Source organism: Pseudomonas sp. CFBP 13727 (assembly GCF_014841915.1).
Classification (GTDB): domain Bacteria; phylum Pseudomonadota; class Gammaproteobacteria; order Pseudomonadales; family Pseudomonadaceae; genus Aquipseudomonas; species Aquipseudomonas baltica.
Genome location: NZ_JACYUT010000004.1, coordinates 363,925 through 389,204 on the forward strand (window position 1 = coordinate 363,925; position 25,280 = coordinate 389,204).

Annotated in this window: 22 protein-coding genes, 2 tRNA genes and 1 pseudogene; 19 read left to right on the forward strand and 6 right to left on the reverse strand. The window is 63.0% G+C overall.

Features of this window, described 5'->3' with window-relative positions; genetic code table 11:
* Window positions 1-21 precede the first annotated feature (21 nt).
* Window positions 22-564: an oligoribonuclease gene (gene orn, locus IFT76_RS14935; protein WP_122480385.1), complete on the forward strand. Its 543-nt coding sequence runs from the start codon at window positions 22-24 to the stop codon at window positions 562-564.
* A 78-nt stretch (window positions 565-642) separates the two neighbouring features.
* On the opposite strand, the gene IFT76_RS14940 is transcribed toward orn, so the two are convergent.
* Window positions 643-1,953, reverse strand: coding sequence for an aminotransferase class I/II-fold pyridoxal phosphate-dependent enzyme (locus tag IFT76_RS14940; RefSeq protein ID WP_192059055.1), 1,311 nt, complete (start codon window positions 1,951-1,953; stop codon window positions 643-645).
* Between the two features lie 28 nt (window positions 1,954-1,981).
* Between IFT76_RS14940 and IFT76_RS14945 the strand changes: the two genes are divergently transcribed.
* The 6 genes from IFT76_RS14945 (at window position 1,982) to IFT76_RS14970 (ending at window position 6,377) form a co-directional block, all read left to right on the forward strand.
* Window positions 1,982-2,680 (forward strand): glutamine amidotransferase, encoded by a 699-nt coding sequence (locus tag IFT76_RS14945; RefSeq protein ID WP_192059057.1) that lies wholly within the window; start codon window positions 1,982-1,984, stop codon window positions 2,678-2,680.
* Window positions 2,677-3,384, forward strand: coding sequence for an MOSC domain-containing protein (locus IFT76_RS14950; RefSeq protein WP_122480382.1), 708 nt, complete (start codon window positions 2,677-2,679; stop codon window positions 3,382-3,384). Before IFT76_RS14945 ends, IFT76_RS14950 begins: the two co-directional genes overlap by 4 nt.
* Before the next feature lie 5 nt (window positions 3,385-3,389).
* The gene (locus tag IFT76_RS14955) at window positions 3,390-3,617 is read left to right on the forward strand and encodes a hypothetical protein (protein WP_192059058.1); all 228 of its coding nucleotides are present in this window, start codon (window positions 3,390-3,392) and stop codon (window positions 3,615-3,617) included.
* 60 nt (window positions 3,618-3,677) lie between these two features.
* Complete coding sequence (locus IFT76_RS14960; RefSeq protein WP_192059183.1) at window positions 3,678-4,580, forward strand: diiron oxygenase; 903 nt, start codon at window positions 3,678-3,680, stop codon at window positions 4,578-4,580.
* Window positions 4,581-5,660, forward strand: coding sequence for a 2Fe-2S iron-sulfur cluster-binding protein (locus tag IFT76_RS14965; protein ID WP_244647957.1), 1,080 nt, complete (start codon window positions 4,581-4,583; stop codon window positions 5,658-5,660).
* Window positions 5,661-5,768: 108 nt separating this feature from the next.
* Window positions 5,769-6,377, forward strand: a complete 609-nt coding sequence (locus tag IFT76_RS14970) for a trimeric intracellular cation channel family protein (RefSeq protein WP_122480379.1) — start codon at window positions 5,769-5,771, stop codon at window positions 6,375-6,377.
* Here the strand turns inward: IFT76_RS14970 and queG are convergent.
* Window positions 6,362-7,432, reverse strand: coding sequence for a tRNA epoxyqueuosine(34) reductase QueG (queG, locus tag IFT76_RS14975; protein ID WP_192059061.1), 1,071 nt, complete (start codon window positions 7,430-7,432; stop codon window positions 6,362-6,364). The genes IFT76_RS14970 and queG overlap by 16 nt on opposite strands.
* 126 nt (window positions 7,433-7,558) lie before the next feature.
* Between queG and IFT76_RS14980 the strand changes: the two are divergent.
* From IFT76_RS14980 to IFT76_RS15035, 12 genes and pseudogenes are all read left to right on the forward strand, one after another.
* A pseudogene (locus IFT76_RS14980) lies at window positions 7,559-8,380 on the forward strand (NAD(P)H-hydrate dehydratase); the annotation flags it as partial.
* Window positions 8,368-8,838: a tRNA (adenosine(37)-N6)-threonylcarbamoyltransferase complex ATPase subunit type 1 TsaE gene (tsaE, locus tag IFT76_RS14985; RefSeq protein ID WP_122480376.1), complete on the forward strand. Its 471-nt coding sequence runs from the start codon at window positions 8,368-8,370 to the stop codon at window positions 8,836-8,838. The pseudogene IFT76_RS14980 and the gene tsaE, both read left to right, overlap by 13 nt.
* Window positions 8,839-8,854: 16 nt before the next feature.
* On the forward strand, window positions 8,855-10,264 hold the full coding sequence (locus IFT76_RS14990) for an N-acetylmuramoyl-L-alanine amidase (protein WP_192048115.1): 1,410 nt from the start codon (window positions 8,855-8,857) through the stop codon (window positions 10,262-10,264).
* On the forward strand, window positions 10,264-12,159 hold the full coding sequence (gene mutL / locus IFT76_RS14995) for a DNA mismatch repair endonuclease MutL (RefSeq protein ID WP_192059066.1): 1,896 nt from the start codon (window positions 10,264-10,266) through the stop codon (window positions 12,157-12,159). Before IFT76_RS14990 ends, mutL begins: the two co-directional genes overlap by 1 nt.
* Before the next feature lie 2 nt (window positions 12,160-12,161).
* Window positions 12,162-13,133: a tRNA (adenosine(37)-N6)-dimethylallyltransferase MiaA gene (gene miaA, locus IFT76_RS15000; protein WP_192059068.1), complete on the forward strand. Its 972-nt coding sequence runs from the start codon at window positions 12,162-12,164 to the stop codon at window positions 13,131-13,133.
* A gap of 93 nt (window positions 13,134-13,226) precedes the next feature.
* A complete protein-coding gene (gene hfq / locus IFT76_RS15005) occupies window positions 13,227-13,487 on the forward strand; it encodes an RNA chaperone Hfq (RefSeq protein WP_043191144.1) in 261 nt (86 codons plus the stop codon).
* 12 nt (window positions 13,488-13,499) lie between these two features.
* The gene (hflX, locus tag IFT76_RS15010) at window positions 13,500-14,801 is read left to right on the forward strand and encodes a ribosome rescue GTPase HflX (protein WP_122480372.1); all 1,302 of its coding nucleotides are present in this window, start codon (window positions 13,500-13,502) and stop codon (window positions 14,799-14,801) included.
* Between the two features lie 96 nt (window positions 14,802-14,897).
* A complete protein-coding gene (gene hflK, locus IFT76_RS15015; RefSeq protein ID WP_122480371.1) occupies window positions 14,898-16,082 on the forward strand; it encodes an FtsH protease activity modulator HflK in 1,185 nt (394 codons plus the stop codon).
* Window positions 16,082-16,951, forward strand: coding sequence for a protease modulator HflC (gene hflC, locus IFT76_RS15020; protein ID WP_122480370.1), 870 nt, complete (start codon window positions 16,082-16,084; stop codon window positions 16,949-16,951). The genes hflK and hflC overlap by 1 nt, the downstream gene beginning before the upstream one ends.
* A gap of 235 nt (window positions 16,952-17,186) precedes the next feature.
* Window positions 17,187-18,374, forward strand: coding sequence for an ATP phosphoribosyltransferase regulatory subunit (locus IFT76_RS15025; protein WP_122480369.1), 1,188 nt, complete (start codon window positions 17,187-17,189; stop codon window positions 18,372-18,374).
* Between the two features lie 54 nt (window positions 18,375-18,428).
* Window positions 18,429-19,718, forward strand: a complete 1,290-nt coding sequence (locus IFT76_RS15030; RefSeq protein ID WP_192059070.1) for an adenylosuccinate synthase — start codon at window positions 18,429-18,431, stop codon at window positions 19,716-19,718.
* Between the two features lie 144 nt (window positions 19,719-19,862).
* Window positions 19,863-21,797 (forward strand): methyl-accepting chemotaxis protein, encoded by a 1,935-nt coding sequence (locus tag IFT76_RS15035; protein WP_192059072.1) that lies wholly within the window; start codon window positions 19,863-19,865, stop codon window positions 21,795-21,797.
* A gap of 175 nt (window positions 21,798-21,972) precedes the next feature.
* Here IFT76_RS15035 and IFT76_RS15040 read toward each other — a convergent pair whose 3' ends face one another.
* From IFT76_RS15040 to IFT76_RS15055, 4 genes are all read right to left on the reverse strand, one after another.
* Window positions 21,973-23,508 (reverse strand): ABC transporter permease, encoded by a 1,536-nt coding sequence (locus IFT76_RS15040; RefSeq protein WP_192059185.1) that lies wholly within the window; start codon window positions 23,506-23,508, stop codon window positions 21,973-21,975.
* Window positions 23,509-23,522: 14 nt separating this feature from the next.
* Window positions 23,523-24,539, reverse strand: coding sequence for an extracellular solute-binding protein (locus tag IFT76_RS15045; protein ID WP_122480365.1), 1,017 nt, complete (start codon window positions 24,537-24,539; stop codon window positions 23,523-23,525).
* A gap of 365 nt (window positions 24,540-24,904) precedes the next feature.
* Window positions 24,905-24,991 (reverse strand) — tRNA-Leu (locus IFT76_RS15050).
* 186 nt (window positions 24,992-25,177) lie between these two features.
* Window positions 25,178-25,264: transfer RNA gene (locus IFT76_RS15055), tRNA-Leu, on the reverse strand.
* Window positions 25,265-25,280: the final 16 nt, after the last annotated feature.

Here is a 25,280-nt window from a genome sequence, read left to right on the forward strand (position 1 = left end):
AGCTACGCCGAGGAGACTTTCATGCAGAACCCACAGAACCTGATCTGGATCGACCTGGAAATGACCGGCCTGGACCCGGATCACGATGTCATCATCGAAATGGCCACCATCGTCACCGACAGCGACCTCAATACCCTGGCCGAAGGGCCGGTCATCGCCATCCACCAGAGCGACGAGATCCTCGCCGGCATGGACGAGTGGAACACCCGTCAGCACGGCGGCTCCGGCCTGACCCAGCGGGTGCGCGAGAGCACCGTCAGCATGGCCGATGCGCAGGCGCAGACCATTGCCTTCCTCGAGCAATGGGTGCCCAAGGGCAAGTCGCCGATCTGCGGCAACAGCATCTGCCAGGATCGCCGCTTCCTCTACCGCCACATGCGCGAACTGGAAAACTACTTCCACTACCGCAACCTCGATGTCTCGACCCTCAAGGAGCTGGCCGCGCGCTGGGCCCCGGAGGTCAAGGACAGCTTCCAGAAGGGCAGCACCCACCTGGCCCTGGACGACATCCGCGAATCCATCGCCGAGCTGCAACACTACCGCAAGCATTTCATCAAGTTCTGAAGCCCGGAAACCTCTGCTGCGGGAGCGAAGCGGGCGGCGATCCCTCTGCCCGCGAAGAGCCCCTCAAGCCTACCTCTCTCAATACACCCGACGCCGCGGTGCCTGCATGGCACTGGCAATGTCGCCGGCCAACCGCGCGATATCGGCATGAGCCAGGTTGCCGACACTGACACGCACCGCCTGCCCGCTCTGCAACCGAAACGGGCTCCCTGCCTGGACCGCCCAACCCGCGGCGGCCAAGGCCTGCACCGTCGAGGTTTCATCCACAACCGGCAGCCACAGGTGCAGGCCTTCACCCGAACTGGACGGCCTCACACCGTTGAGTTCGAGCGCCTCGACCAGCGAGCGTCGTCGGCTTCGATAGGCTGCACCGACTTCCGCCAAACGATTCCCTTGCAGCATCGCGCTCCACAGATGGGCGGTCAGCCGTTGCAGCAGCAGACTGACCCAGCGCGGGCCGACCCGCTGCTGGCGTTGCATCTCGGCGTGCAGGGACGCGCTGGCGCCGGCAATCGACACCCGCAGATCAGGGCCCAGAAACTTGCTGGTCGACAGCACGTAGACCCATTGCTGTGGCAGCGGCTGCAAATCAATGGTCGGGGCCTGGCTCAGCGGCCCCCAATGATCGTCGATCACCAACAGGGTCTGCACCGGGTCCTGCATGGCCTGCGACCACTGCCGCCACCGCTGGGCGTCGAACGAACAGCCGGTCGGGTTCTGCGCGCGAGGCGTCAATACCACGGCCGCCGCACCGCGCAGCACCTCGGGCGCCGGTGGCAGCGCGCCATGGTCGTCCATCGCCAGGGTCACCGGCTTGAGCTGCAGCCCGGCGAGTAGATCGCGCAACGGTGGCCAGCACGGGTCTTCGATCAGCACCGTGGCGCCGGGTCGGCAGCGCGCCCGCAGTGCTCGCTCCACAGCGTCCAGCGCCCCGCAATATACGCCCACGTGCTCGCTGGGCAATCGCTGGCTCACGAGCCAGTCGCGTGCCAGGCCGGATAGCTGTGGATCATCGCCGAACTGGTCGAAACCATTCTGCTTGAAGTTGCGCAGCAGCCAGTCGTGATCCGCGGCTGGCAACAGCGCGGCATCCAGATTGCCGCTGGCCATGTCGTCGAGGCCCTGGGGAATAACGAAGCCGTGTTCGGCGACCTGCGACCCAGGTGCATTGACGCGCGTGCCGCGGCGCCCGTCGGTGATCAACAGGCCGCTGTCGCGCAGCCTTCCATAGGCCGCCGCGACGGTATTGGGGCTGACCTCGAGCTGCATGGCCAGGTTGCGGACCGAAGGCAGCGAAGCGTTTTGAAGCAAATCACCCTGGCGGATCTGCCGCTCGATGGCGTCGGCGATCTCGACGGCGGTGGATGCATTCGTCAATAATGTATTCATACATTCATATTATTGTATTGGTACAAAAATGAAAAGAGCAGTGGTCCTGCGTCACCTCGCGTTCGAAGACCTGGGTTGCCTGGCTGCGGTGCTGGAAGCCGAAGGCTATGCAATCCAAACGATAGAGGCGCCTCTGCACCCGCTGGCGTCGCTCGATGTGAACTCGGCAGACCTGCTGATCATCCTGGGCGGGCCCATTGGCGCTTTCGATGAAGGGCGGTACCCATTCCTGCTGGACGAACTCCAGCTCATCCGCCAACGCCTGGACAACGGTAAACCCTTGTTGGGCATCTGCCTGGGCGCTCAACTGATCGCTCGCGTCCTGGGCGCCGACGTTGCCGCCATGGACCATAAGGAAATCGGCTTCGGCCCCGTCACGCTGACCGCAGCCGGAAGCGCCTCGGTACTGGCGCCCCTGGCGAACGGAATACCCGTATTGCACTGGCACGGCGATCAGTTCGACATTCCAGCGCAGGCCACGCTGCTAGCCAGCACCGAGGCCTGCCCCCATCAGGCATTCAGCGTGGGCGATCAGGTGCTCGCGCTGCAATTTCATCTCGAGGTGGCACCGCAGGCACTCGAAGCATGGCTGGTCGGCCACGCCAACGAACTGCATCAACAGCGAATCGACCCCCGCGAACTGCGCGCCCAGGCTCAGGCCCTGGGTTCTGCAGGCGTACAAGCAGCCAGTACGATCCTGATCGACTGGCTGGCGCGCCTGCGATGAGTGGGGCGCGGTCCGTCATCGAGTTGCGGCACGTGCTCGCGGGCAAGTCTCGCCGTTTTACGCGCCCAGGCAGTTTCACCGGTATCGACAAGGAGTCGGTATGCGGACCGGTTGAAGTGGGAACGCTGGGAATAACAGGCGATGAGCAGGGAGACCGCCGCATCCATGGAGGCCTCGACAAAGCCCTTCACCACTACCCGTTCGAGCACTACCAGGCGTGGACACAGCTCATCGGCGAGCATCCACGCCTTGCACGGCCAGGCGCATTCGGCGAGAACCTGTCGACTGTCGGTCTCGACGAAAACACCGTTTGCCTGGGTGACATCTTTCGCTGCGGCGACGTGCTCCTCGAAGTCAGCCAGACCCGCCAGCCTTGCTGGAAGCTCAGCGACCGCTTCGAGGTGAGCGATATGGCCTTGCGCATGCAGGCCAGTGCAATGACGGGCTGGTATTACCGGGTCCTCGAGGGCGGTGTCCTGCGAGCAGGCGACGCAATGGTGCTCGAGGGCCGCCCCATCCCTCGATGGCCGTTGCGCAGAGTCATCGCGCTGTTGTACGAACGGCCGCTGGACCTCGATGAGTTGAGCCAACTTGCGCAACTGCCGCTCGTACCATCCTGGCGCTCACTCGTGGAGCGGCGCCTGACAACGGGGCAGATCGAGAACTGGGCCAGCCGAGTGCTGGGTCCCCTTTCAGGAGAGTAGAAACCATGCAGCACTTTCGCGTCATCGTTCAATTGCACCGGGCGGACTGGTGCCAGTTCGATATAGAGCATGCCGCTGCCGAGCATGCATTGGCGGATGTGGTCCGCCGCTTCCCCGAAGGCGAGGGCTACACCCTCGACATACAACGCAAAACGGGTGAGCGCCGGTTGTTGGAATCCACGCCTGACGGGATTCGGTTGCTGTATGCGCAGGGCATGTTTGCAAAGACTTGAATGCCATCAATGGCGCAATTGGTTGAACATCACAGGTAAAGAGGTACACAGCACGTGAATATGGAAGTTGGTCCGGAAAGCCATGATGGCGTCAGGAACATGCTGGAGAAGTTGTCTTCTTTGTGGAACGTACGGGCAGCAGTCAATAATGATGCGACCCCGTACAGCGAATTGCTCTTCGAACACGGCAGGTTGGACTTTAGCGAGTCGCTGGTTCCGTTTCGAAGTCATCCAGCCTGGCAGGCAGCTACGGCTGAAATGAAATCCAGATGTCTGTCCTATGGCTGGATTATCTATAACCTCAAAACCATTTATATCGAATGCGACATTGTGACACCTGCCTGCGAGGACATCATCAAAAGGCCACCTGTTGAGTCTCGCAACCGCGACATCCTGCAGCGAGTGATGTCTGAGGCGCTGCTTGACGAAGCGCTCCATACCAAAATGTCAGTCACGGCATGCAATTACATCTATCTGAACCGCAAGCTGCCCTACCTCGATTTCAGCGACTTCAATCTCATCCGCTGGCGGGACCAGATATTGTCCACATGTAAGGCTGAGTGGCAGCGGCGGCTCACTCGATTCGGTATTGCCTGTGCCAGTGAAACCTTGATCACTGACTACCTGAAAACCTTGTCCGAGGATGACTCCATCCAGCAGGTGTGCCATGAGGTGACTCGTACTCACGCAGTGGATGAGTGGAGCCATTCAAGTGTTTTCAGTTTTGTAGCGTGCGATATCGTCCACACGCTAAGTGTTGGCGAACGAACGTACTTGCAGGCTGTGATTGCCAGGACGGTAGAGATGTTTGCCGATAACGAACTGGGTGCGTGGGCTCGGGCGCTTTCTCTAGCGGGATTCCAGGGGTATGAGGCAATGCTTCTGGAGTGTTCTCGATCAAGCGAAGTAGAGGTCTACACCGAGTCGGTTTCCAGTCTCCTTGCACGTATAGGTCTGGAATAGATGGTGCTTTCGGCTAAGAACAATTCATCTGCAGTAGAGCCAGTTGGGCCAGGTTTTCTACGGTGTGATGTGGCATGCGACGTTGCCGAGAACGCGAGGAGATTTGTCTTCACGGTGCTCGATGAACAGCGTGAAGAAGAATATGTCCCAGGCCGTTACCTGATACTTGAATACGCAGGTGCTACCGGTCAAGTTCGCACGGCCTGCTATTCGATAGTGGCCTGCCCCACGCGCTGGCAGGTTGAGATCATCGTCCAGCGCGTGCCTTCCAAAGGGTTGTCAGAGACGATGTTCAATCATCTGATGGTCGGCGCCCTGGTGCGCTGTGTGGGCGTTGCAGGAGATATCACGGCGCAACAACTTTCTGGTTTGGATAGCGTGGCGCTGTTGGCTGGTGGTATCGGGTTTACCTTGCCTTGGGCATTGATACGCGAATTCAGGCAATGGGCACGGCAAGGCCGCCGAGTGCCACGGATCACATTGCTGTTGTGCACGCCCTCTCTGGAAGCCGTGCCATGCTTCGCCGAGTTGATGACCCTGGAGCTTGCCGAACGCTGGTTCACTTTGCGCATCCATGTCACCCGGCAGTCGTTGTACCAAGACAACGGCTGCTTGTGGAGGGGGCGTCCAAACCAGGGGGTACTGGACGCCCTGGAGGCGTCGCAAGGCATCGTGATCTGCGGAAGCCAGGCATTCGCTGTAGAAATACACCGGGCCATGCAGGTTCGGCATGGTGGGGCCCAGTACTTTATCGAAGCATTCAGCTCGGCCGATTCGCCGTTGCCCGCCAAGCAGGCCGACACTGGAACGGTGCGTTTGAAGATCCCCGCGTCGGGGGTCGAGTTCGAAGCGGTTCATTCGCTGACCCTGCTTGCGCAGTTGGAATCCCAGGGCCTGAAAGTGCGCAGTCAGTGTCGTGCTGGAATTTGTGGTGCGTGCAAGATCAAAGTCCTGAAAGGGGAATGTCGCAGCGAGGCCGATTTTGCACTGGGCGTACAGGAGTGCGCGGCTGGGTACGCATTGGCGTGTTGCAGCTATCCTGTGGGCGATGAACTCACGCTGTGTCTCCGGACCCCGTGAAGCGGACAACGCCAGTGCGTGCCCGGTATCATGAGGGATCATCGCGGCGCCCATGTTGCAGTCGATACCGCGCCCATCACACTGCTCGTCTTTTGGCTCCAGGTTCCCATGCTGCTGACCCTCTACCTCATCGCCATCACCGCTGAAGCCATGACCGGTGCCTTGTCCGCAGGGCGGCGCGGTATGGACTGGTTCGGCGTGGTGCTGATTGCCTGTGTGACTGCATTGGGCGGTGGGTCGATGCGCGACGTGTTGCTCGGCAACTATCCGCTGACGTGGGTCAAGCATCCCGAATACCTGGTGCTCACCAGCGTGGCGGCGCTGGTGACGATTTTCATCGCGCCACTCATGCGCCGCCTGCGTTCGCTGTTTCTGGTGCTCGATGCGCTGGGGCTGGTGGCGTTTACCCTGATCGGTACCATGACCGCGCTGGAGCTGGGCCACGATTATCTGGTGGCGTCCATCAGCGGCATGATCACCGGGGTCTTCGGCGGCATCCTGCGCGATATCCTCTGCAACGACATTCCCCTGGTGTTCCGCCGCGAGCTGTATGCCAGCGTCTCATTCGCTGCGGCGTGGTGCTTTCTGGGTTGCACCTACCTGGAGCTGGTGCCGATTCAGGCGCTGTCCATCACCCTGTGCGGCGGCTTTCTCCTGCGTCTGCTGGCTATTCGATTCCATTGGGAAATGCCCAAGTTCGTCTACGACGATCGTTGAGCGTGGGCCGCCAGGGCCCATTCGACGTGTTCACGGACCAGTTCGCTGGGGTGTTCGCGGCGTGCCTTCAAGGCTTCGAGCACCGGGATGCTCGACGGTGCGTTGCCCAGCCCAACCGCCAGGTTGCGCAGAAAGCGCTCGTAACCGGCGCGGCGCAGGGGCGAGCCTTCGGTGCTGCTCAGAAACCGGTCTTCATCCCACAAAAACAGCTGCGCCAGTTCGGCATTGTCCAGTTGATGCCGCGGCTGGAAATCGCCTTCGCCCGAAGGGCGGGCGAAGCGGTTCCATGGGCAAACGATCTGGCAGTCGTCGCAACCGAACACACGGTTGCCGATCAGCGGACGCAGCTCGGTGGGAATGGGGCCCTTGAGCTCGATGGTCAGATAGGAAATGCAGCGACGAGCATCCAGCACGTAGGGCCCGACGAAGGCGGCGGTAGGGCAGATGTCCAGGCAGGCCGTGCAGCGCCCGCAGTGCTCGCTGGCGTGGGGCTCGTCGACCGGCAACGGCAGGTCGACGAACAGTTCGGCGAGGAAGAAGTAGCTGCCGGCCTTGCGGTTGAGTACCAGGGTGTTCTTGCCGATCCAGCCCAGTCCGGCTTCCTGGGCAATGGCTTTTTCCAGCACCGGCGCGCTGTCGACGAAGGCGCGAAAGCCAAACGGGCCGATGTCCTGCTGGATGCGTTCGGCCAGGTGCTGCACACGTTTGCGGATCAGCTTGTGGTAGTCGCGGCCCAAGGCATAGCGCGACACATAGGCTTTTTCAGGCTGCGCCAGGCGTTGCGCCATCTGGGTGTCGCCGGGAAGGTAGTCCATGCGCAGCGAAACGACCCGCAAGGTGCCTGGCACCAGCTGCTCGGGGTGTGAGCGCTTGCTGCCATGGGCAGCCATGTAGTCCATTTCGCCGTGATAGCCAGCATCGAGCCAGCGCTGCAGGTGCTGTTCATGCTCGCCCAGGTCCAGGCCTGCGATGCCGACTTGCTGGAAACCCAGTTCGCGTCCCCATTGCTTGATGGAGAGCGCCAGGGCGGGAAGGTCGATGGTGGGAGCAGACATGCGAGCGAGGAAACCTGTGCGGAGGTGGGTATAATTCTGCCAGACATCGACAGTAAAGGTTCAAGCATGCCGCCAGACACGCAAATTCCCGACGCGGGGCAGCGCCAGCCTTCGGCCGCTGTGCAGCTCGACCCCACCACCTTGCCGGTTCTGGCCGCGCGGCCGATGGATGCGCACAAGGGCATGTACGGCCGTGTACTGGTGATCGGTGGCGACCATGGCACCGGCGGTGCGGCCTTGCTCAGCGCGCAAAGTGCCCTGCGCAGCGGGGCCGGCATGGTAACGCTGGCTACCCGCGGCGAGCACGTGGCGCCGGCGCTGGCGCGCATGCCGGAAGTGATGGTTGCCGATATCGCTTCGGCCAACCAGCTGCTGGCGCTGGCCGAAGCGGCCACGGTGCTGGTGGTCGGGCCCGGGCTGGGGCAGGCCAGCTGGGGCCGAAGCTTGCTGTCGGTGGCGGCCAGCCAGGACAAGCCACAGGTGTGGGACGCCGATGCACTGAATCAGTTGGCGCAGGGCGCCGTCGCGCTGCCGGCCGATGCCGTGCTGACCCCGCACCCAGGGGAAGCGGCCAGGCTGCTGGGTATTTCCACCGCGCAGGTGCAGGCCGATCGCCCCGCGGCGGCCCTGCGCCTGGCGCGTCAGTATTCGGCAGTGTGCGTGCTCAAAGGGGCGGGCAGTCTGATCGCTGCGCCCGATGGGCGCCTGGCGATCTGCGATCAGGGTCATCCCGCCATGGCCACCGGAGGCCTGGGCGACGTGCTCGCCGGGCTGGTCGGCGCCCTGCGTGCCCAAGGCCTGGATGGCTTCGATGCGGCCTGCCTGGGTGTGTGGCTGCATGCCGGCGCCGGAGAGCGGCTGGGCAAGCTCGGTCGTGGTCTGGCGGCCAGCGACCTGATACCTGCCATTCGTCAGTTGCTCGAGGAGCATTATCCGTGTCTGAAGTAGAAATCTACCTGGAAGGCGAGGCGGCCATGCTTGCATTCGGTGCGCGCATGGCAGAGGTGACCCAAGGCCACGGATTGATCTTCCTGGAGGGTGATCTGGGCGCCGGCAAGACCACCTTTTCCCGAGGCCTGATCCGCGGCCTGGGCCACGTCGGAGCGGTCAAGAGCCCGACCTTCACTCTGGTCGAACCCTACGAGATCGGAGTTATAAAAGCCTTTCACTTCGACCTCTATCGTCTTGTTGATCCAGAGGAATTGGAGTATTTGGGCATCCGCGACTACTTTGAAGAGGACGCCTTGTGCCTGATCGAGTGGCCCCAGCAGGGCGCAGGCTTTTTGCCAAAGCCGGACCTGACCATTACCATAAGCCCGCAAGCGGCCGGAAGGCTGTTGAAGTTATCGCCACAGGGCCCGCGCGGTGTGTCCTGGTGTGCCGCTGTGGCACAGAAATCCAAATAAATTGATGGGGTTAGGTATGCGCATTCGCGCGCTGGTCGCGGTCGTTGGTCTGATGTTGACGGGTTTTGTCGTCAATGCCGTGGCCGCTACACAAGTCAAGAGCGTGCGCTTGTGGCGAGCGCCGGATAATACCCGGCTGGTCTTCGACCTCACCGGTCCCGTCCAGCACAGCGTGTTCACGCTGTCGTCGCCCGATCGACTGGTCATCGACATCAACGGCGCCACTGCGGCCGGTCCGTTGAGCGTGGCGCCTGGCGACTCGCCCGTCACCAGCGTGCGCTCGGCACAGCGTACCCCCACCGATCTGCGCGTGGTGGTGGACCTGAAAAAGGCCATCACCCCGAAAAGCTTCACGCTTGCACCCAACCAGCAATATGGCAACCGCCTGGTGGTCGACCTGTTCGACTCCGCGGCCGATGCCGAGCCCACGCCACCCCAGCCGGCCGTGGCCATCACCCCGGCGGTGCCGGTGACGCCGACGCGTCCGGCCATCAAGCTGACCCCGGTGCCTAACGGCAAGCGCGATATCGTCATTGCCATTGATGCCGGCCACGGCGGCGAAGACCCAGGCGCCTCGGGGCCGCGCGGGCAGCATGAAAAAGACGTGGTGTTGCAGATTGCCAAGGAATTGCAACGCCAGATCAACGCCGAACAAGGTTTTCGCGCCGAGCTGACGCGCACCGGCGACTACTTCATTCCGCTGCGCGGGCGTACCGAAATCGCCCGCAAGAAGGGCGCTGACCTGTTCGTGTCCATTCACGCCGATGCCGCGCCCTCCTCGGCGGCTTTCGGCGCCTCGGTATTCGCCCTGTCCGAGCGCGGCGCCACGTCGGAAACCGCACGCTGGCTGGCCGATACCGAGAACCGTTCGGACTTGATCGGTGGCGCCGGTAACGTCAGCCTGGATGACAAGGACCGCATGCTGGCCGGCGTGTTGCTGGATCTGTCGATGACCGCTTCGCTGACTTCCAGCCTCAATGTGGGCCAGAAAGTGTTGAGCAACATTGGCCAGGTGACACCGCTGCACAAGCGTCGGGTCGAGCAGGCCGGGTTCATGGTGTTGAAATCGCCGGACATCCCTTCGATCCTCGTGGAGACCGGGTTCATCTCCAACTCCAACGAAGCCAACAAACTGCAAAGCTCGGGTCACCAGCAGGCGCTGGCGCGCTCCATCCGTACCGGCGTGAAGCAGTTCTTCCAGCAGAACCCGCCGCCAGGTACCTACATGGCCTGGTTGCGCGACACCGGCAAGATTGCCCGCGGCCCCAGCACTCACGTAGTGCGTCCCGGCGAAACCCTGGCCATGCTGGCGGCGCGCTACGACCTGGGCATCGCCACCTTGCGCAGCGCCAATGACTTGAAAACCGATGAATTGAAGATAGGTCAGGAAGTCACCATTCCCAGTACTGCCCTGGCGTCCCAGTAATGGTTGAATCGGCGCGTATCGAGCTGCTCAGTCCGCGGCTCGCCAACCAGATCGCGGCTGGCGAGGTGGTCGAACGACCGGCTTCGGTGATCAAGGAGCTGCTGGAAAACAGCCTGGACTCCGGCGCCCGGCGCATCGACATCGAGGTCGAGCAGGGTGGCGTCAAGCTGCTGCGCGTGCGCGACGACGGCAGCGGCATCTCGGCCGACGACCTGCCGCTGGCCCTGGCGCGCCATGCCACCAGCAAGATCCGCGACCTGCAGGACCTCGAGCGCGTCATGAGCCTGGGTTTTCGCGGCGAAGCGCTGGCCTCGATCAGTTCGGTGGCGCGGCTCACCCTGACCTCGCGCACCGCGGCGGCCGATCAGGCCTGGCAGGTAGAAACCGAAGGCCGCGACATGGACGCCCGCGTGCAGCCTGCGGCGCACCCAGTGGGGACCTCGGTAGAGGTGCGCGACCTGTTCTTCAATACGCCGGCGCGGCGCAAGTTTCTCAAGACCGAAAAAACCGAGTTCGACCACCTGCAGGAAGTCATCAAGCGCCTGGCGCTGGCGCGCTTCGACGTAGGCTTCCACCTGCGGCACAACGGCAAGAGCATCCTCGGCTTGCATGAGGCCCATGACGAAACCGCCCGTGCACGGCGGGTCGCTGCGGTCTGCGGGCCGGCGTTCCTTGAACAGGCGATGCCTATAGAAGTCGAGCGCAACGGCCTGCGGCTGTGGGGCTGGGTAGGCTTGCCGACGTTTTCGCGCAGCCAGGCCGACCTTCAATACTTCTTCGTCAACGGCCGAGCGGTGCGCGACAAGCTGGTGGCCCACGCGGTACGCCAGGCTTATCGCGACGTGCTGTTCAACGGCCGTCATCCGACCTTCGTCCTGTTTCTGGAAGTGGACCCAGCGGTGGTCGACGTCAACGTACACCCGACCAAGCATGAAGTGCGCTTTCGCGACGGGCGCATGGTGCACGACTTTCTCTACGGCACACTGCACCGGGCGCTGGCCGATGTTCGCCCGGAAGACCAGTTGGCGAGCGCGCCGGCGCAGGCCCAGCCGTTGCGGCCGAGCGGGGCCCAGGCAGGCGAGTTCGGCCCTCAGGGTGAAATGGGCCTGGCGGCCAACCTGCTGCACTCACCGATGGCCCAGCCGCAGTCAAGTGGGGGTTACAGCGGCGGTTATTCATACACGCCACGGCCGACCGCTGCCCTGCCGGTGGCCGAGGCGCAGAGCGCCTACCGGGAGTTCTTCGCACCGCTGCCTACCGCCGGCAGCAGCACCGCGCCGATTCCCAGTCTGCCACCAAGCCAGGGCGACATCCCCCCGCTGGGCTACGCGCTGGCACAGCTCAAGGGTATCTATATCCTGGCCGAAAACGCCCAGGGGCTGGTTCTGGTGGACATGCATGCGGCGCACGAGCGCATCATGTACGAGCGCCTGAAGATCGCCATGGCCAGCGAAGGTCTGAGCGGGCAGCCCTTGCTGGTGCCCGAATCGCTGGCCATGAGCCAACGCGAGGCCGACTGTGCCGAGGAGCACGCGGCGTGGTTCCAGCGGCTGGGCTTCGAGCTGCAGCGCCTGGGCCCGGAAACCCTGGCCATACGCCAGATTCCAGCCCTGCTCAAGCAGGCCGAGGCCAATCGCCTGGTCGGCGATGTCCTGGCCGACCTGATGGAGTACGGCACCAGCGACCGTATCCAGGCCCACTTGAACGAATTGCTGGGCACCATGGCCTGCCACGGTGCCATTCGTGCCAACCGGCGCCTGGCCATTCCGGAAATGAACGGCCTGCTGCGCGATATGGAAAACACCGAGCGCAGTGGCCAGTGCAACCATGGTCGACCGACCTGGACCCAGATGGGACTGGACGACCTGGACAAACTCTTCCTGCGCGGGCGTTGAACATGAGTGGCCTACCTCCGGCGATCTTCCTCATGGGGCCCACGGCCGCGGGCAAGACCGACCTGGCCATCGAGCTGAGCAAGGTGCTGCCGTGCGAGCTGATCAGCGTCGACTCGGCCCTGGTCTACCGCGGCATGGACATCGGCACCGCCAAGCCGTCGCGGGCGGTGCTCGACGCCCATCCGCACGCACTGATCGACATCCTCGATCCGGCGCAAAGCTACAGCGCCGCCGACTTTCGCCGCGATGCGTTGCAGGCCATGGCGCAGATCACCGCGCGGGGCAACATCCCGCTGCTGGTTGGCGGCACCATGCTGTATTTCAAGGCTTTGCTCGAGGGGTTGGCGGACATGCCGGGCGCCGATGCCCAGGTGCGCGCCGATCTCGAGGCGCAGGCCGCGCTGCACGGCTGGCAGGCACTGCATGACCAGCTTGCGGCGGTCGATCCGGTCTCTGCCGCGCGCATTCATCCCAATGATCCGCAACGGCTGATCCGAGCGCTGGAGGTCTACCGCGTGAGTGGTTCGAGCATGACCGAGCTGCGCGCGCAACAATCTGCGCAAAGTACCGAGGCAGGCGCATTGGCAAGCGGGCAATTGCCCTATACTGTGGCCCACTTGGCAATCGCACCCGCCGATCGCTCGGTGCTGCATGAGCGAATTGCCGTGCGTTTCGGACAAATGCTGGAACAAGGCTTCGTCGACGAGGTCACTGCCTTGCGTGCTCGAAGTGACTTGCATGCTGGGCTTGCGTCTATACGAGCGGTGGGCTATCGGCAAGTCTGGGATCATCTGGATGGCCAGCTGACCGAGGTGCAGATGCGCGAACGCGGCATCATCGCCACGCGCCAATTGGCCAAGCGACAGTTTACCTGGTTGCGCAGTTGGGCCGATCTGCACTGGCTCGACAGCCTGGCCATCGACAATCTGCCTCGCACCTTGAAATACCTGGGTTCGGCCTCCATATTGAGCTGAGTCCCGCAATTGCCGTCTATCCTTGGGTCTGACGGTCAGAGCCTTCATCTTTTCAAAGCTTTTCCACTATTGATCCTTAAAGGAGTGCGGCACATGTCAAAAGGGCATTCGCTACAAGACCCTTACTTGAACACCTTGCGTAAAGAGAAGGTCGGCGTCTCGATCTATCTGGTGAACGGTATCAAGTTGCAGGGCCAGATCGAATCGTTCGACCAGTTCGTCATTTTGCTGAAGAACACGGTCAGCCAGATGGTCTACAAACACGCTATTTCCACGGTTGTACCGGTGCGTCCGATTCGTCTGCCAAGTGCGACCGAATCCGAGCAGGGCGACACCGACCCAGGTAACGCTTGATAGGAGTCTGCCTTGTTCTTTGAGCGCCACGGTGGTGGTGAGCGAGCGATCCTCGTTCATCTGGATGGTCAGGACCCTGAGGCGCGCGAAGACCCGCAGGAGTTTCAGGAGCTGGCCATCTCGGCCGGCGCCGAAACTGTCGCATTCGTCAATGTCGCCCGTCATCGGCCCAGTGCCAAATTTCTGATCGGCAGCGGCAAGGTCGAGGAGCTGCGTGACCAGGTCAAGGCCGAGCACGCAGATCTGGTGATCTTCAATCACACCCTCACACCCAGCCAGGAGCGCAACCTCGAGAAAGTCTTCGAGTGCCGCGTGCTGGACCGTACCGGTCTGATCCTGGATATCTTCGCGCAACGCGCCCGTACCCATGAAGGCAAGCTGCAGGTCGAACTGGCCCAGCTCGAGCACATGAGCACGCGGCTGGTTCGCGGCTGGACTCACCTCGAGCGCCAGGGCGGTGGTATCGGCCTGCGCGGCCCTGGTGAAACCCAGCTGGAAACCGACCGGCGTCTGCTGCGGGTACGCCTGCGGCAGATCAAGCAGCGCCTGGAAAAGGTTCGCAGCCAGCGCGAGCAGGCGCGTCGCGGCCGCCGGCGAGCCGACATTCCGTCGGTGTCCCTGGTGGGCTACACCAACGCCGGCAAGTCGACCTTGTTCAACGCCGTCACGCAGTCCGAGGTGTACGCGGCCGACCAACTGTTCGCCACGCTCGATCCGACCCTGCGCCGACTCGAGTTGAACGACCTGGGGCCGGTGATCCTGGCCGACACGGTGGGTTTCATTCGTCACCTGCCGCACAAGCTGGTCGAAGCGTTTCGCGCCACCCTCGAGGAATCGAGCAACTCCGACCTGCTGCTGCACGTGATCGATGCCCATGAGCCCGAGCGCATGGCGCAGATCGAACAGGTCATGGCCGTGCTCACCGAGATCGGCGCGCAAGGGTTGCCGATCCTCGAGGTGTATAACAAACTCGACCTGCTCGAGAACGTCGAGCCGCAGATACAGCGCGATGCCGACGGCAAGCCGGTCAGGGTATGGGTGTCGGCGCGCGACGGGCGCGGTCTCGAGCTGGTCAAGCAGGCGGTTGCCGAGCTGCTCGGCGAAGACCTGTTCGTCGGCACGCTGCAGCTGGGCCAGACACTGGGCCGCCTGCGCGCCCAGCTGTTTTCGCTGGGCGCGGTGCAAAGCGAAGCGCATGATGAGCAAGGTGGCAGTCTGCTGGCAATACGCCTGCCGCGTGCGGAGCTCAATCGCCTGGTCAGTCGCGAAGGCATGGAGCCCGCTGAATTCATCGAGCAACACACTTTGCAATAAAAGCCTCGTGTGGCAGCTGTGCTGTCATGTCGGGCATTCTGTAGCATTGGTCGGCGCGCCGTGGGTGCGTCTTTGCTTTATCAGATGGAGAGCGCTATGGCTTGGAATGAGCCGGGTGGCAACTCGAACAATCAAGATCCTTGGGGTGGTAAACGCCGTGGAGGCGACCGCAAGGGGCCACCGGATCTCGACGAGGCCTTCCGCAAGCTGCAGGACAGCCTGAACGGGTTGTTCGGCGGTGGAAAGAAACGCACAGGTGGCGGTGGCGACGGTGGAGGCACGTCCAAGGGCGGTGGTCTCGGCCTGTTGGGCATCGGCCTTGCCGTGCTTGGCGCGATCTGGCTGTACAGCGCGGTGTATGTGGTCGACGAGCAGGAGCAGGCCGTGGTGCTGCGCTTCGGCAAGTATTACGAAACGGTAGGTCCGGGCCTGAACATCTATTTCCCGCCGATCGACCGCAAGTACCTGGAAAACGTCACGCGCGAGCGTTCGTATACCAAGCAGGGGCAGATGCTCACCGAAGACGAGAACATCGTCGAAGTGCCGCTGACCGTGCAGTACAAGATCACCAACCTGCAGGACTTCGTCCTGCGCGTCGACCAGCCCGAAATCAGCCTGCAGCATGCTACCGACAGTGCGCTTCGCCACGTGGTGGGTTCCACCGCCATGGACCAGGTGCTGACCGAAGGTCGCGAGCAGATGGCCGGCGAGATCAAGGAGCGCCTGCAGCGTTTCCTCGACACCTACCAGACCGGTATCACCGTGACCCAGGTCAACGTGCAGAGCGCGGCAGCGCCGCGTGAAGTGCAGGAAGCCTTCGACGACGTGATCCGCGCCCGGGAAGACGAGCAGCGCTCGCGCAACCAGGCCGAAGGCTATGCCAACGGCGTGATTCCCGAGGCTCGCGGGCAGGCCCAGCGCATCATCGAAGATGCCAACGGCTACCGCGACGAAGTCGTATCGCGCGCCAAGGGTGAGGCCGACCGCTTCACCAAGCTGGTCACCGAGTACCGCAAGGCACCCGACGTGACCCGTCAGCGCCTGTACCTGGAAACCATGCAGGACGTGTACAGCAACACCAGCAAGGTGCTGGTGGCCAGCAAGGAAGGTCAGAACAACCTGATCTACCTGCCGCTGGACAAGATGGTCGGTGGCGACCGCAACAACGGCAGCACGCCTGCCGCCAGCACGCCGGCCTCGGCCAGCGACGCCGCCGGCGCACGCGCTGCGGCCGACCTGCAGCAGCAACAGCGTGAAATGCGTTCAAGGGAGAGTCGCTGATGGGCAATAAATCTGTGATCGCCCTTGTCGTCACCGTCGTTCTGGCGGTGGCAGCATGGAACTGCTTCTACATCGTTGCGCAAACCGAACGTGCGGTCCTCCTGCAATTCGGTCGCGTGGTCCAGGCCGATGTCCAGCCCGGCCTGCATGTGAAGCTGCCGTACGTCAACCAGGTGCGCAAGTTCGATGCGCGGCTGATGACCCTCGACGCCCCGACCCAGCGGTTCCTGACCCTGGAGAAGAAAGCGGTGATGGTCGATGCCTATGCCAAGTGGCGTGTGAAGGATGCCGAGCGCTACTACACCGCTACTTCCGGCATGAAGCAGATCGCCGACGAGCGTCTGTCGCGACGTCTCGAATCGGGTCTGCGTGACCAGTTCGGCAAGCGCACCCTGCATGAAGTGGTGTCGGGCGAGCGTGACGCGTTGATGTCCGACATCACCACGTCGCTCAACCGCATGGCAGACAAGGAGCTGGGTATCGAGGTCATCGACGTGCGCGTCAAGGCCATCGACCTGCCCAAGGAAGTCAACCGCAGCGTGTTCGAGCGCATGAGCACCGAGCGTGAGCGCGAGGCGCGCGAGCACCGTGCCAAGGGTAACGAGTTAGCGGAAGGCATCCGTGCCGACGCCGATCGCCAGCGTCGTGTGCTGTTGGCCGAAGCCTATCGCGAGTCCGAGGAAGCGCGTGGTGACGGCGATGCGCAGGCAGCGTCCATCTACGCCCAGGCCTATGGTCAGGATCAGGAATTCTATTCCTTCTTCCGCAGCCTGCAGGCGTACCGCCAGAGCTTCGCCAACAAGAGCGACGTGATGGTGCTGGACTCCAAGAGCGATTTCTTCCGCTTCATGGAGAAGTACAAGCCCTGATCGGCTTTCCCCGTCGAGCGGTTTAACCGTTCGGCGGGGTGAACGATCGGCGAAACGTGTGTATGATGCGGCAGCCGGGAAATTCCCGGCTTTTTTGCGTCTGCAAGTTAGATTGGCCGATTCATAGGCCCGGTTCATGAGGACATTGCCCCGCGACCTGCTTGCGGTGGGCGATTTCTGCTTCACTCAAGGCTAGCCCGACGGCAGGCCGCCCGGATCATAGGGGAAAGGCGTAATGGCAACGGTAGACCGCTGGCTGCTGCCAGATGGCATCGAAGAAGTACTGCCGCCCGAGGCTGCGCGAATCGAAGTCGCGCGGCGTCAGGTGTTGGACCTGTTCCAGAGCTGGGGTTACGAGTTCGTCGTAACGCCGCACATCGAATACCTCGAGTCGCTGCTGACCGGTGCCGGGCAGGACCTGGACCTGCGCACCTTCAAGGTGATCGACCCGCAATCGGGTCGGCAAATGGGCTTTCGTGCCGACATCACGCCGCAGGTGGCGCGCATCGATGCGCACACCTTGCGCCGTGAAGGGCCGAACCGCCTGTGCTATGCCGGCAGTGTGCTGCATGCACAGCCGCGGGCACTGTCCAGTTCGCGCAGCCCGATCCAGCTGGGCGCCGAGCTGTATGGCGATGCCAGTCCGAGCAGCGACGTGGAAGTCATCAGCCTGATGCTGACCATGCTGGAAATGGCCGATGTGCCAGACGTGCACATGGATCTGGGGCATGTCGGTATCTACCGCGGCCTGGCCCGCGCGGCCGGGCTGTCGGGCGATGTCGAGCAGCAGTTGTTCGATGCCCTGCAGCGCAAGGCCATCGACGAAGTGATCGTCCTCACCGAAGGGCTGCAAGCGGACATCGCCGAGATGCTGCGTGCCCTGGTTGGCCTGTGTGGCGGTCGCGAAGTGCTGGCTCAGGCCAAGGTACGCCTGGCCAACGCACCGGCGCCGGTGATGACCGCACTGGACGACCTGCTGGCGATTGCCGAGCGGCTGTCGTTGCGTTTTCCACAATTGCCGCTGTACTTCGACTTGGGCGAGTTGCGCGGTTATCACTATCACACCGGCGTTGTGTTCGCCGTGTTCGTTCCAGGCATGGGCCAGTCCATCGCCCAGGGCGGCCGCTACGATGACATTGGTGCGGACTTCGGCCGTGCCCGCCCGGCAACCGGTTTCTCCACGGACCTCAAGTCCCTGGTGACGCTGGGTCGGGCCCGGATCGAACTGCCCGTCGGTGGCGTCTGGATGCCTGACAGCACCGATGCGGCCTTGTGGCAGGCAGTCTGCCAGCTGCGCCGCGAGGGTCGCCGCGTGGTCCAGGCATTGCCGGGACAGACGATCGAGGCTGCCGGCGAGGCAGATTGCGACTGTCAATTGATTCAGCAGAACGGGCAATGGCAAGTGCTGCCACTGGCCTCTTGAGTTTTCCTGCCGGCCGCTGCCGGCACCAAGTTTGCGCGAATGAGGACAAGTGTTATGGGTAAGAATGTCGTAGTCCTGGGCACCCAATGGGGTGATGAGGGCAAAGGCAAGATCGTTGATCTGCTGACCGAACATGCTGCTGCGGTGGTGCGCTATCAAGGCGGCCACAACGCCGGTCACACGCTGGTCATCGACGGCGAGAAAACCGTCCTGCACCTGATCCCTTCGGGCGTGCTGCGCGAGGGCGTCCAGTGCCTGATCGGCAACGGTGTGGTAGTTGCACCCGACGCTCTGATGCGCGAGATCACCAAGCTCGAGGACAAAGGCGTACCAGTGCGCGAGCGCTTGCGTATCAGCCCGTCCTGCCCGCTGATCCTGTCTTTCCACGTGGCGCTGGATCAAGCCCGTGAAAAGGCCCGTGGCGAGCTCAAGATCGGCACCACCGGTCGCGGCATCGGCCCGGCGTATGAAGACAAGGTTGCTCGTCGCGGCCTGCGTGTGGGCGACCTGCTCAACATGCCGCGCTTCGAAGACAAGCTGCGTGAACTGGTGGATTACCACAACTTCATGCTGGTGGGTTATTACAAAGAGCCTGCCATCGAGTTTGAAAAGACTCTGGCCGAGTGCAAGGAATACGCCGAGCTGCTCAAGCCGCTGATGCTCGACGTGACTGCCGAACTGCACGACCTGCGTCGTGCCGGCAAAGACATCATGTTCGAAGGTGCCCAAGGTTCGTTGCTCGACATCGACCACGGTACCTACCCGTACGTGACCAGTTCCAACACCACCGCGGGTGGCGTTGCGACCGGCTCCGGCGTTGGTCCCATGTTCCTGGACTACATCCTGGGCATCACCAAGGCGTACACCACCCGTGTAGGTTCGGGTCCGTTCCCCACCGAGCTGTTCGACGAAGTCGGTGCGCACCTGGCCAAGCAAGGCCACGAGTTTGGCGCGACCACCGGCCGGGCTCGTCGTTGTGGCTGGTTCGACGCCGTCATCCTGCGTCGCGCTATCGATGTGAACAGCATCTCGGGCATCTGCCTGACCAAGCTGGACGTACTCGATGGTCTGGAAACCATCAATATCTGCATCGGCTATAAAGATTCGGAGGGCAAGGACGTTGCCCCCACTGACGCTGACAGCTACGTGGGCCTGCAGCCAGTGTACGAAGAAGTACCGGGCTGGAGCGAGTCGACCGTGGGTGCGAAAACCCTGGAAGAGCTGCCCGCCAACGCTCGTGCCTATATCAAGCGAGTCGAGGAGTTGATCGGCGCACCGATCGACATCATCTCGACCGGCCCGGACCGCAACGAAACCATCGTGCTGCGTCACCCGTTCGGCTGACAGCGGTTCGCGCAATACAGCAAAGGGCCCTTCGGGGCCCTTTGTCGTTCGAGCAACAGGCAAACCTTCTCGGCACGGCCTTTGCTGTGTGAGTCCTCAATCAGGCGCCATCGTCAGAATGGCGTCAATAAAAAGGGGATTCACATGTCCGCTGTCCTTTCTCTTATGCGCAGCCGTTTGCTGCGTCCGGTCTTCATCGCCCTGGGCATCGCTCTTTTGGTGCAGGTGCTGGCCGCCATTGCGCTGACCCGAAGCACGGTCACCGCGCTGGAAGCGGATCTGGACCGTCGCATGGCTCAGGACAGCCAGCGGCTGACGGGCGAGCTGCAAAGCGCGAGCGCGGAAGTGTCTTCCGGCCTCGAGAGCCTTTCGGGCAATACTCGCCAGCGCCTGAGTGCCGGTTTGTCGGCACGTCTGACCGGCGAGCAGGCGCAGATCCGCGCCACGCTGGATAAGGACCTGCAGGAATCGGCCACCGACATGGCCGAATTGCTGGCCTCGGTCGCGCCGCGGGCAATGTGGGATAACGATGTACCGACGCTTTCCGAGTTCGCCCGCCGCGCCCAGCGCAATCCCAACGTGCTGTTCGTGATCTACAACGACGCCCAGGGCGAGCACTTGACCCGTTACTTGAACCGCGACAACCCCATCAACCAGGCGCTGTTGGCCAAGGGCGCCGGTGAGCGAGCCTTGGACAAGGTGCTCAATGCGGCCAAGACAGACCCGGCGGTGATCTATGTCGAGGCCTCGATCAACCCCAATGGCGCAGAGATCGGCCGGGTACTGATGGCTGTCTCGCGCACTGGTGTAGAGGCCGAGGTGGCCGAACTGGACAAGCGCTTCGCGGCATTGATTGCCAGTGCGGGGCAGTTGGTGGGCGAGAGCCTGCAAGGCGCCTCGGCCGAAAGTGCCAAGGCGCTGCAGGCGCGTCTGCAGTCGGCGGAATCGGCGGCGGCGACCATGCAGGCCAATACCCACAACACGGTGCAGGCCGCTGCGGCGCAGTTGCGCTGGCGCATCGGGCTGTGTCTGGCCCTGGTCGGCATGGTCATGCTGGTGGTGCTGGCCGCGGTACTGGGGCGGCGCGTGGTGCATCGTCTGCGTCTGCTGGTCGGTGCGCTGGATGATCTGGCCGCAGGCGAGGGTGATCTGACCAAACGCGTCGCTATCCACAGCCGTGACGAGATCGGCGACATGGCGGCGGCGGTCAATCGTTTCGTCGACAAGCTGCAGCCTATCGTTCGCGAGGCGGGTGAGGTGGCGCACAAGACCGGTATCGAGATCGGCAGCATGGCCCAACGCAACGCTGGTGCCGATGATGCCGCTCGACTGCAGCGCGATGAAGTAGCGCAGAGCCTGCACGACTTGTCGCAGATGGCCGATGAGGCTCAGGCCGAGAGCCAGGCGATGCAGTCGGCCTTGCAGCAGGTGGCGCAGATTCGCAAGGCCACCGACGACAATACTCGTGCCTCGCAACAGGTCGGGGGGTTGATCGAGGCGTTGGCCGGCCAGGTGCAGAGCGGCTCAAAGGTGATCGAGCGCCTGGCCGAGCAGAGCCAGCAGATCGAGGTGGTGTTGACGGTGATCCACGGGATCGCCGAGCAGACCAATCTGCTGGCGCTCAATGCCGCCATCGAGGCGGCGCGGGCCGGTGAGACCGGGCGCGGTTTCGCCGTGGTCGCCGACGAGGTGCGTGCGCTGGCAAGCAAGACGCAGAGTTCGACCGGCGATATCCAGGCCCACATCGGCGCTTTGCAGGCCGGTGCGCGGGAAGCGGTGGCGGCTATCGGTCAGGCCGGACGACAGGCGGACGAAGGCCTGGCAGTGCTGCGCGACAGTGCGCGGCTGCAGCAGGCCGTTCAGATTTCGGTGGAACAGGTGCACTCGGCGATCGGCCTGGCAACCCAGGCGGCCGAACAGCAGGCGCGTGGCGCGCAGGCGGTGAAGGGCAGGGTGCAGGTGATCCACGCTCAGGCAGAGAAAGCAGCGTTCGCGGTACAGCAGACCACGGCCAGCAGCCGGGAACTGGACAAGCTCGCTGCCCAGCTCAAAGCCAGCCTGGGCCAATTCCGCGCCTGAAGCCGCGCTGCGGTCTGCCTGACGAACCGCGGTGCCTTTTCGCGGCCACGGACCGCTCCTACAGGATTGCGTGGCATCAGCGGTCATCGGCCGCGAAGGGCGCACCGCGGTCCTTGCTGACGAACCGCGGCGCCCGTTTCGCGTCCACGGACCGCTCCTACAGGATTGCGTGGCTTCACTCTGTGCGGTTCAGGTACATGCGGGTGGTGAGCAGGTACACCGGGACGCCGGAAATCAGGATCAGCAGTGCCGCGTAGGGCGCGGCGGCGGCGAATTCCATGTTCGAGGTGTGCGACCACACCTCGGTGGCCAGGGTTGTCATGCCGGTGGGGGCCAGCACCAGGGTAGCGGTCAGTTCCTTCATGCCATCGAGGAATACCAGCGCGAATGCCGCTGCCATCGCCGGGAAGATGATCGGCAGTGTCACCTGGCAGAACGCGGTGAACGGCGTGGCGCCCAGGGTCCGTGCCGCTTCTTCGAGCGCAGGCGCAGCCTTGTTCAGGGCAGTACGCACCGGCGCCTGCGCCAAGGGCAGAAACAGCAGCGCGTAAGCCAGCAACAGCAGCCCGGTGGTCTGGTACATCGCCGGAACGTAGTGCAGGGCGAAATACACCAGCGTCAAGGCGATCACCAGCCCCGGTAGCGCATGCAGCAGATAGGGCAGGCGTTCTGCCCAGATGGCCAGGCGGCCCCGGTGGCGCACCACCAACAGCCCCACGGGCAATGCCAGCGCCAGGCACAGCGCGGCGCCGCCCAGGGCCAATGCCAACGAGGTCAACAGTGCCTCGCCGATGGCCGCCACGGGAAAGGCCGCCGACGAGCCCTTCACCAGCCAATAGCCGAGCATGGCCAGTGGCACACCGCTGCCCACGATCACCAGCAGCAGGCAATACAACTGCGCCAACACCCGCCAGGCGCCGAGCCGCAAAGGGGTTGCACGCCGGGCAGCGCCCTGGCCGGTGCGAATGTGACGCGCGTTGCCACGCACCTTCAGCTCCAGCCACAGCAGCAATAGGCACAGAACCAGCAGCAGTGCCGACAGCATCGCCGCATTGGTGTTGCTGAATTCCAGTTCGAACTGTTGATAGATCGCTGTGGTGAAGGTCTGCAGCCCCAGGATCGACAGGGCGCCGAACTCCACCAGCATGTGCAGCGCGATCAGCAGCGCCCCACCCAGTACCGCCGGCCACAGCAGCGGCAGGGTGACCTTGAAGAACACTCCCGTGCGGTTCTGCCCCAGCGTGCGCGCCGATTCCTCCAGAGAGGTGTCCAGATTGCGCAGCGTCGCGGCGACCGGCAGAAACACCAGCGGGTATTTCGACAGGGTCATCACCAGAATCGCGCCGCCCAATCCTTCGAATCGTGGGCTGAGCGAAACCCAGGTAAAGCCGCTGACGAAGGCAGGTACCGCGAACGGCAGGCAGAGGATCACGCCCCAGAGACGTCGGCCGGCCAGGTCGCTGCGTTCGAGCAACCAGGCCAGGCTCACACCGATGATCACGCAGGCTGCCGTCACCCCGGCCATCAACATCAGGGTGTTGCCCAGCAAGCGCAGCACGTAAGGGCGCCACAACAGCCTGATGGCTTCGTGGAGGCCCGCTTGCCACGCCTTCAGGCCAACATAGAGCAGGGGCAGCAGGCTCAGCCCGACCAGCAGCAGGACGGGTACGAGCACCCAGATCGAGGGGCGCTTGCGCCGCCCCGCAGGCATGACGAGAGAGGTGGTCAATTCAGGCCGACGTCCCGTTCCAGGTCCAGTGCGTCCTCGGCATTGCCGATGTCTGCCGGAGTGATGGCCGGTGCCTGCAGCTCGTCGAACGGCTTCAGGCCGCGGTCCGAGACCATGCCTTTGTGCAGTGGGTACTCGGCAGTGGTCTGGGTGATGACGCGCTGGCCTTCCTCGCTGGCCATGTAGGCGAGCAGCGCCTGGGCTTCCCGCGGGTGCTTGCTGGACTTGAGAACGGCAGCGGAAGAAATGGTGATCAGGCCGCCGGCGTCGCCATTGCTGAAGTAATGCAGTTTGGAGTCGAGCTGGCCTTTCTCGCGCTGGAGTGCGAACCAGTAGTAGTTGTTTACCAGAACAGTGGCGATTTCGCCGTTTTCCACCGCCTTGAGGGCGACCATGTTGTTGGTGTAGGTCTTGCCGAAGGCGCGCAGACCGGTCAGCCATTCCTCGGCGGCCTCGCGACCGTGCAGCTTGATGATGGCCACGGCCTGCTCCTGGAAGGCTCCGCTGGTGGGCACGAAGCCGACCTTGCCCTGCCACTGCGGCTCGGCGAACTCCAGCACCGTTTCAGGCAGGTCTTTTTCGTCGATCAGCTTCGGGTTGTAGGCCACCACCCGTACGCGAGCGGTCACGCCCATCCACGAACCGTCCTTGGCGACGTATTCGGGCGGCAGCATGCTCAGGGTGCTGTCGTCGATTCTGGCCAGAAAGCCTTTCTCGCCCAGATTGTTCAGAGGGGGTGATTCTTCGGTGTAGATGAGATCCGCCGGAGAGCGCTGGCCTTCTTCCATTACCTGGCTGGCCAATTGATTGCTGCTGCCCTTGCGGACATTGACATGAATCCCGGTCTTGGCCTCGTAGGCCTGCGCGATGGCCTCGCCTATTTCCTTGTGCTGGCCATTGTAGAGGGTCAGTTCGACCTTGTCGGCGGCCAGGGCCAGCGGGGCGGCCAGTGCCGTGCCCAGCAGGCAGGCGGCCAGGGTGCGAAAAAGGGACCGGAGGGTTGGTGTGGGCATGGGGCAACTTCCTTACGGCAGGGCAGCGGAATCTTGAAACAATTGTAAACGATATAGGTTCTCAGGTGGCCTTTCGGATCCACGCAAGGCTTATCCCTGGGAGCGGTCATCGGCCGGGAAGGGCGCCCTGGGGTGTGTCAGGAAGACCGCGTCGCCTGTTTCGCGGCCACGGACCGCTCCTACGGGAGCGCGCGTATGCAGACCTACCGTAGGAGCGGTCATCGGCCGCGAAAGGCGCGGCGGGGTGTGTCTGATATACCGATGCGCTCTTTCGCGGCCACGGACCGCTCCTACGGGAGAAAGGTGGGGAGATTTTGGGGTGCCAGAAACGCAAAAACCCGCTTTCGCGGGTTCTTGTGAAGAATTGGTGCCCAGAAGAAGACTCGAACTTCCACGACCGTAAGGTCACCAGCACCTGAAGCTGGCGTGTCTACCAATTTCACCATCTGGGCAGCATCAGCAGCGTTGCACGCCGTTGATGGGGCGCACTATACGACCGCCCTTTTGATCTGTAAACCCCTGTTTTGATTTTGTTAATTCAAAACATCCAACTGCCTGAAAAAGCCCTGAAACGCAAAAACCCGCTTTCGCGGGCTTTTGTGAGTGGCACAAGATTGATGTAATCTCGTGTCCTGAATTGGTGCCCAGAAGAAGACTCGAACTTCCACGACCGTAAGGTCACCAGCACCTGAAGCTGGCGTGTCTACCAATTTCACCATCTGGGCAGCATCTGCAACGCTG

Bases quoted from the DNA above. Each gene is read 5' to 3' on its own strand.
- IFT76_RS14965 (WP_244647957.1), top strand. From the start codon at position 4,581: ATGGTGCTTTCGGCTAAGAACAATTCATCTGCAGTAGAGCCAGTTGGG.
- orn (WP_122480385.1), top strand. From the start codon at position 22: ATGCAGAACCCACAGAACCTGATCTGGATCGACCTGGAAATGACCGGC.
- IFT76_RS14950 (WP_122480382.1), top strand. From the start codon at position 2,677: ATGAGTGGGGCGCGGTCCGTCATCGAGTTGCGGCACGTGCTCGCGGGC.
- hfq (WP_043191144.1), top strand. From the start codon at position 13,227: ATGTCAAAAGGGCATTCGCTACAAGACCCTTACTTGAACACCTTGCGT.
- IFT76_RS14970 (WP_122480379.1), top strand. From the start codon at position 5,769: ATGCTGCTGACCCTCTACCTCATCGCCATCACCGCTGAAGCCATGACC.
- IFT76_RS14955 (WP_192059058.1), top strand. From the start codon at position 3,390: ATGCAGCACTTTCGCGTCATCGTTCAATTGCACCGGGCGGACTGGTGC.
- IFT76_RS15040 (WP_192059185.1), bottom strand. From the start codon at position 23,508: ATGCCTGCGGGGCGGCGCAAGCGCCCCTCGATCTGGGTGCTCGTACCC.
- hflC (WP_122480370.1), top strand. From the start codon at position 16,082: ATGGGCAATAAATCTGTGATCGCCCTTGTCGTCACCGTCGTTCTGGCG.
- queG (WP_192059061.1), bottom strand. From the start codon at position 7,432: ATGTCTGCTCCCACCATCGACCTTCCCGCCCTGGCGCTCTCCATCAAG.
- IFT76_RS14940 (WP_192059055.1), bottom strand. From the start codon at position 1,953: ATGAATACATTATTGACGAATGCATCCACCGCCGTCGAGATCGCCGAC.
- IFT76_RS14945 (WP_192059057.1), top strand. From the start codon at position 1,982: ATGAAAAGAGCAGTGGTCCTGCGTCACCTCGCGTTCGAAGACCTGGGT.
- IFT76_RS15035 (WP_192059072.1), top strand. From the start codon at position 19,863: ATGTCCGCTGTCCTTTCTCTTATGCGCAGCCGTTTGCTGCGTCCGGTC.
- IFT76_RS14990 (WP_192048115.1), top strand. From the start codon at position 8,855: ATGCGCATTCGCGCGCTGGTCGCGGTCGTTGGTCTGATGTTGACGGGT.
- IFT76_RS15025 (WP_122480369.1), top strand. From the start codon at position 17,187: ATGGCAACGGTAGACCGCTGGCTGCTGCCAGATGGCATCGAAGAAGTA.
- IFT76_RS14960 (WP_192059183.1), top strand. From the start codon at position 3,678: ATGGAAGTTGGTCCGGAAAGCCATGATGGCGTCAGGAACATGCTGGAG.
- hflK (WP_122480371.1), top strand. From the start codon at position 14,898: ATGGCTTGGAATGAGCCGGGTGGCAACTCGAACAATCAAGATCCTTGG.
- mutL (WP_192059066.1), top strand. From the start codon at position 10,264: ATGGTTGAATCGGCGCGTATCGAGCTGCTCAGTCCGCGGCTCGCCAAC.
- miaA (WP_192059068.1), top strand. From the start codon at position 12,162: ATGAGTGGCCTACCTCCGGCGATCTTCCTCATGGGGCCCACGGCCGCG.
- IFT76_RS15045 (WP_122480365.1), bottom strand. From the start codon at position 24,539: ATGCCCACACCAACCCTCCGGTCCCTTTTTCGCACCCTGGCCGCCTGC.
- IFT76_RS15030 (WP_192059070.1), top strand. From the start codon at position 18,429: ATGGGTAAGAATGTCGTAGTCCTGGGCACCCAATGGGGTGATGAGGGC.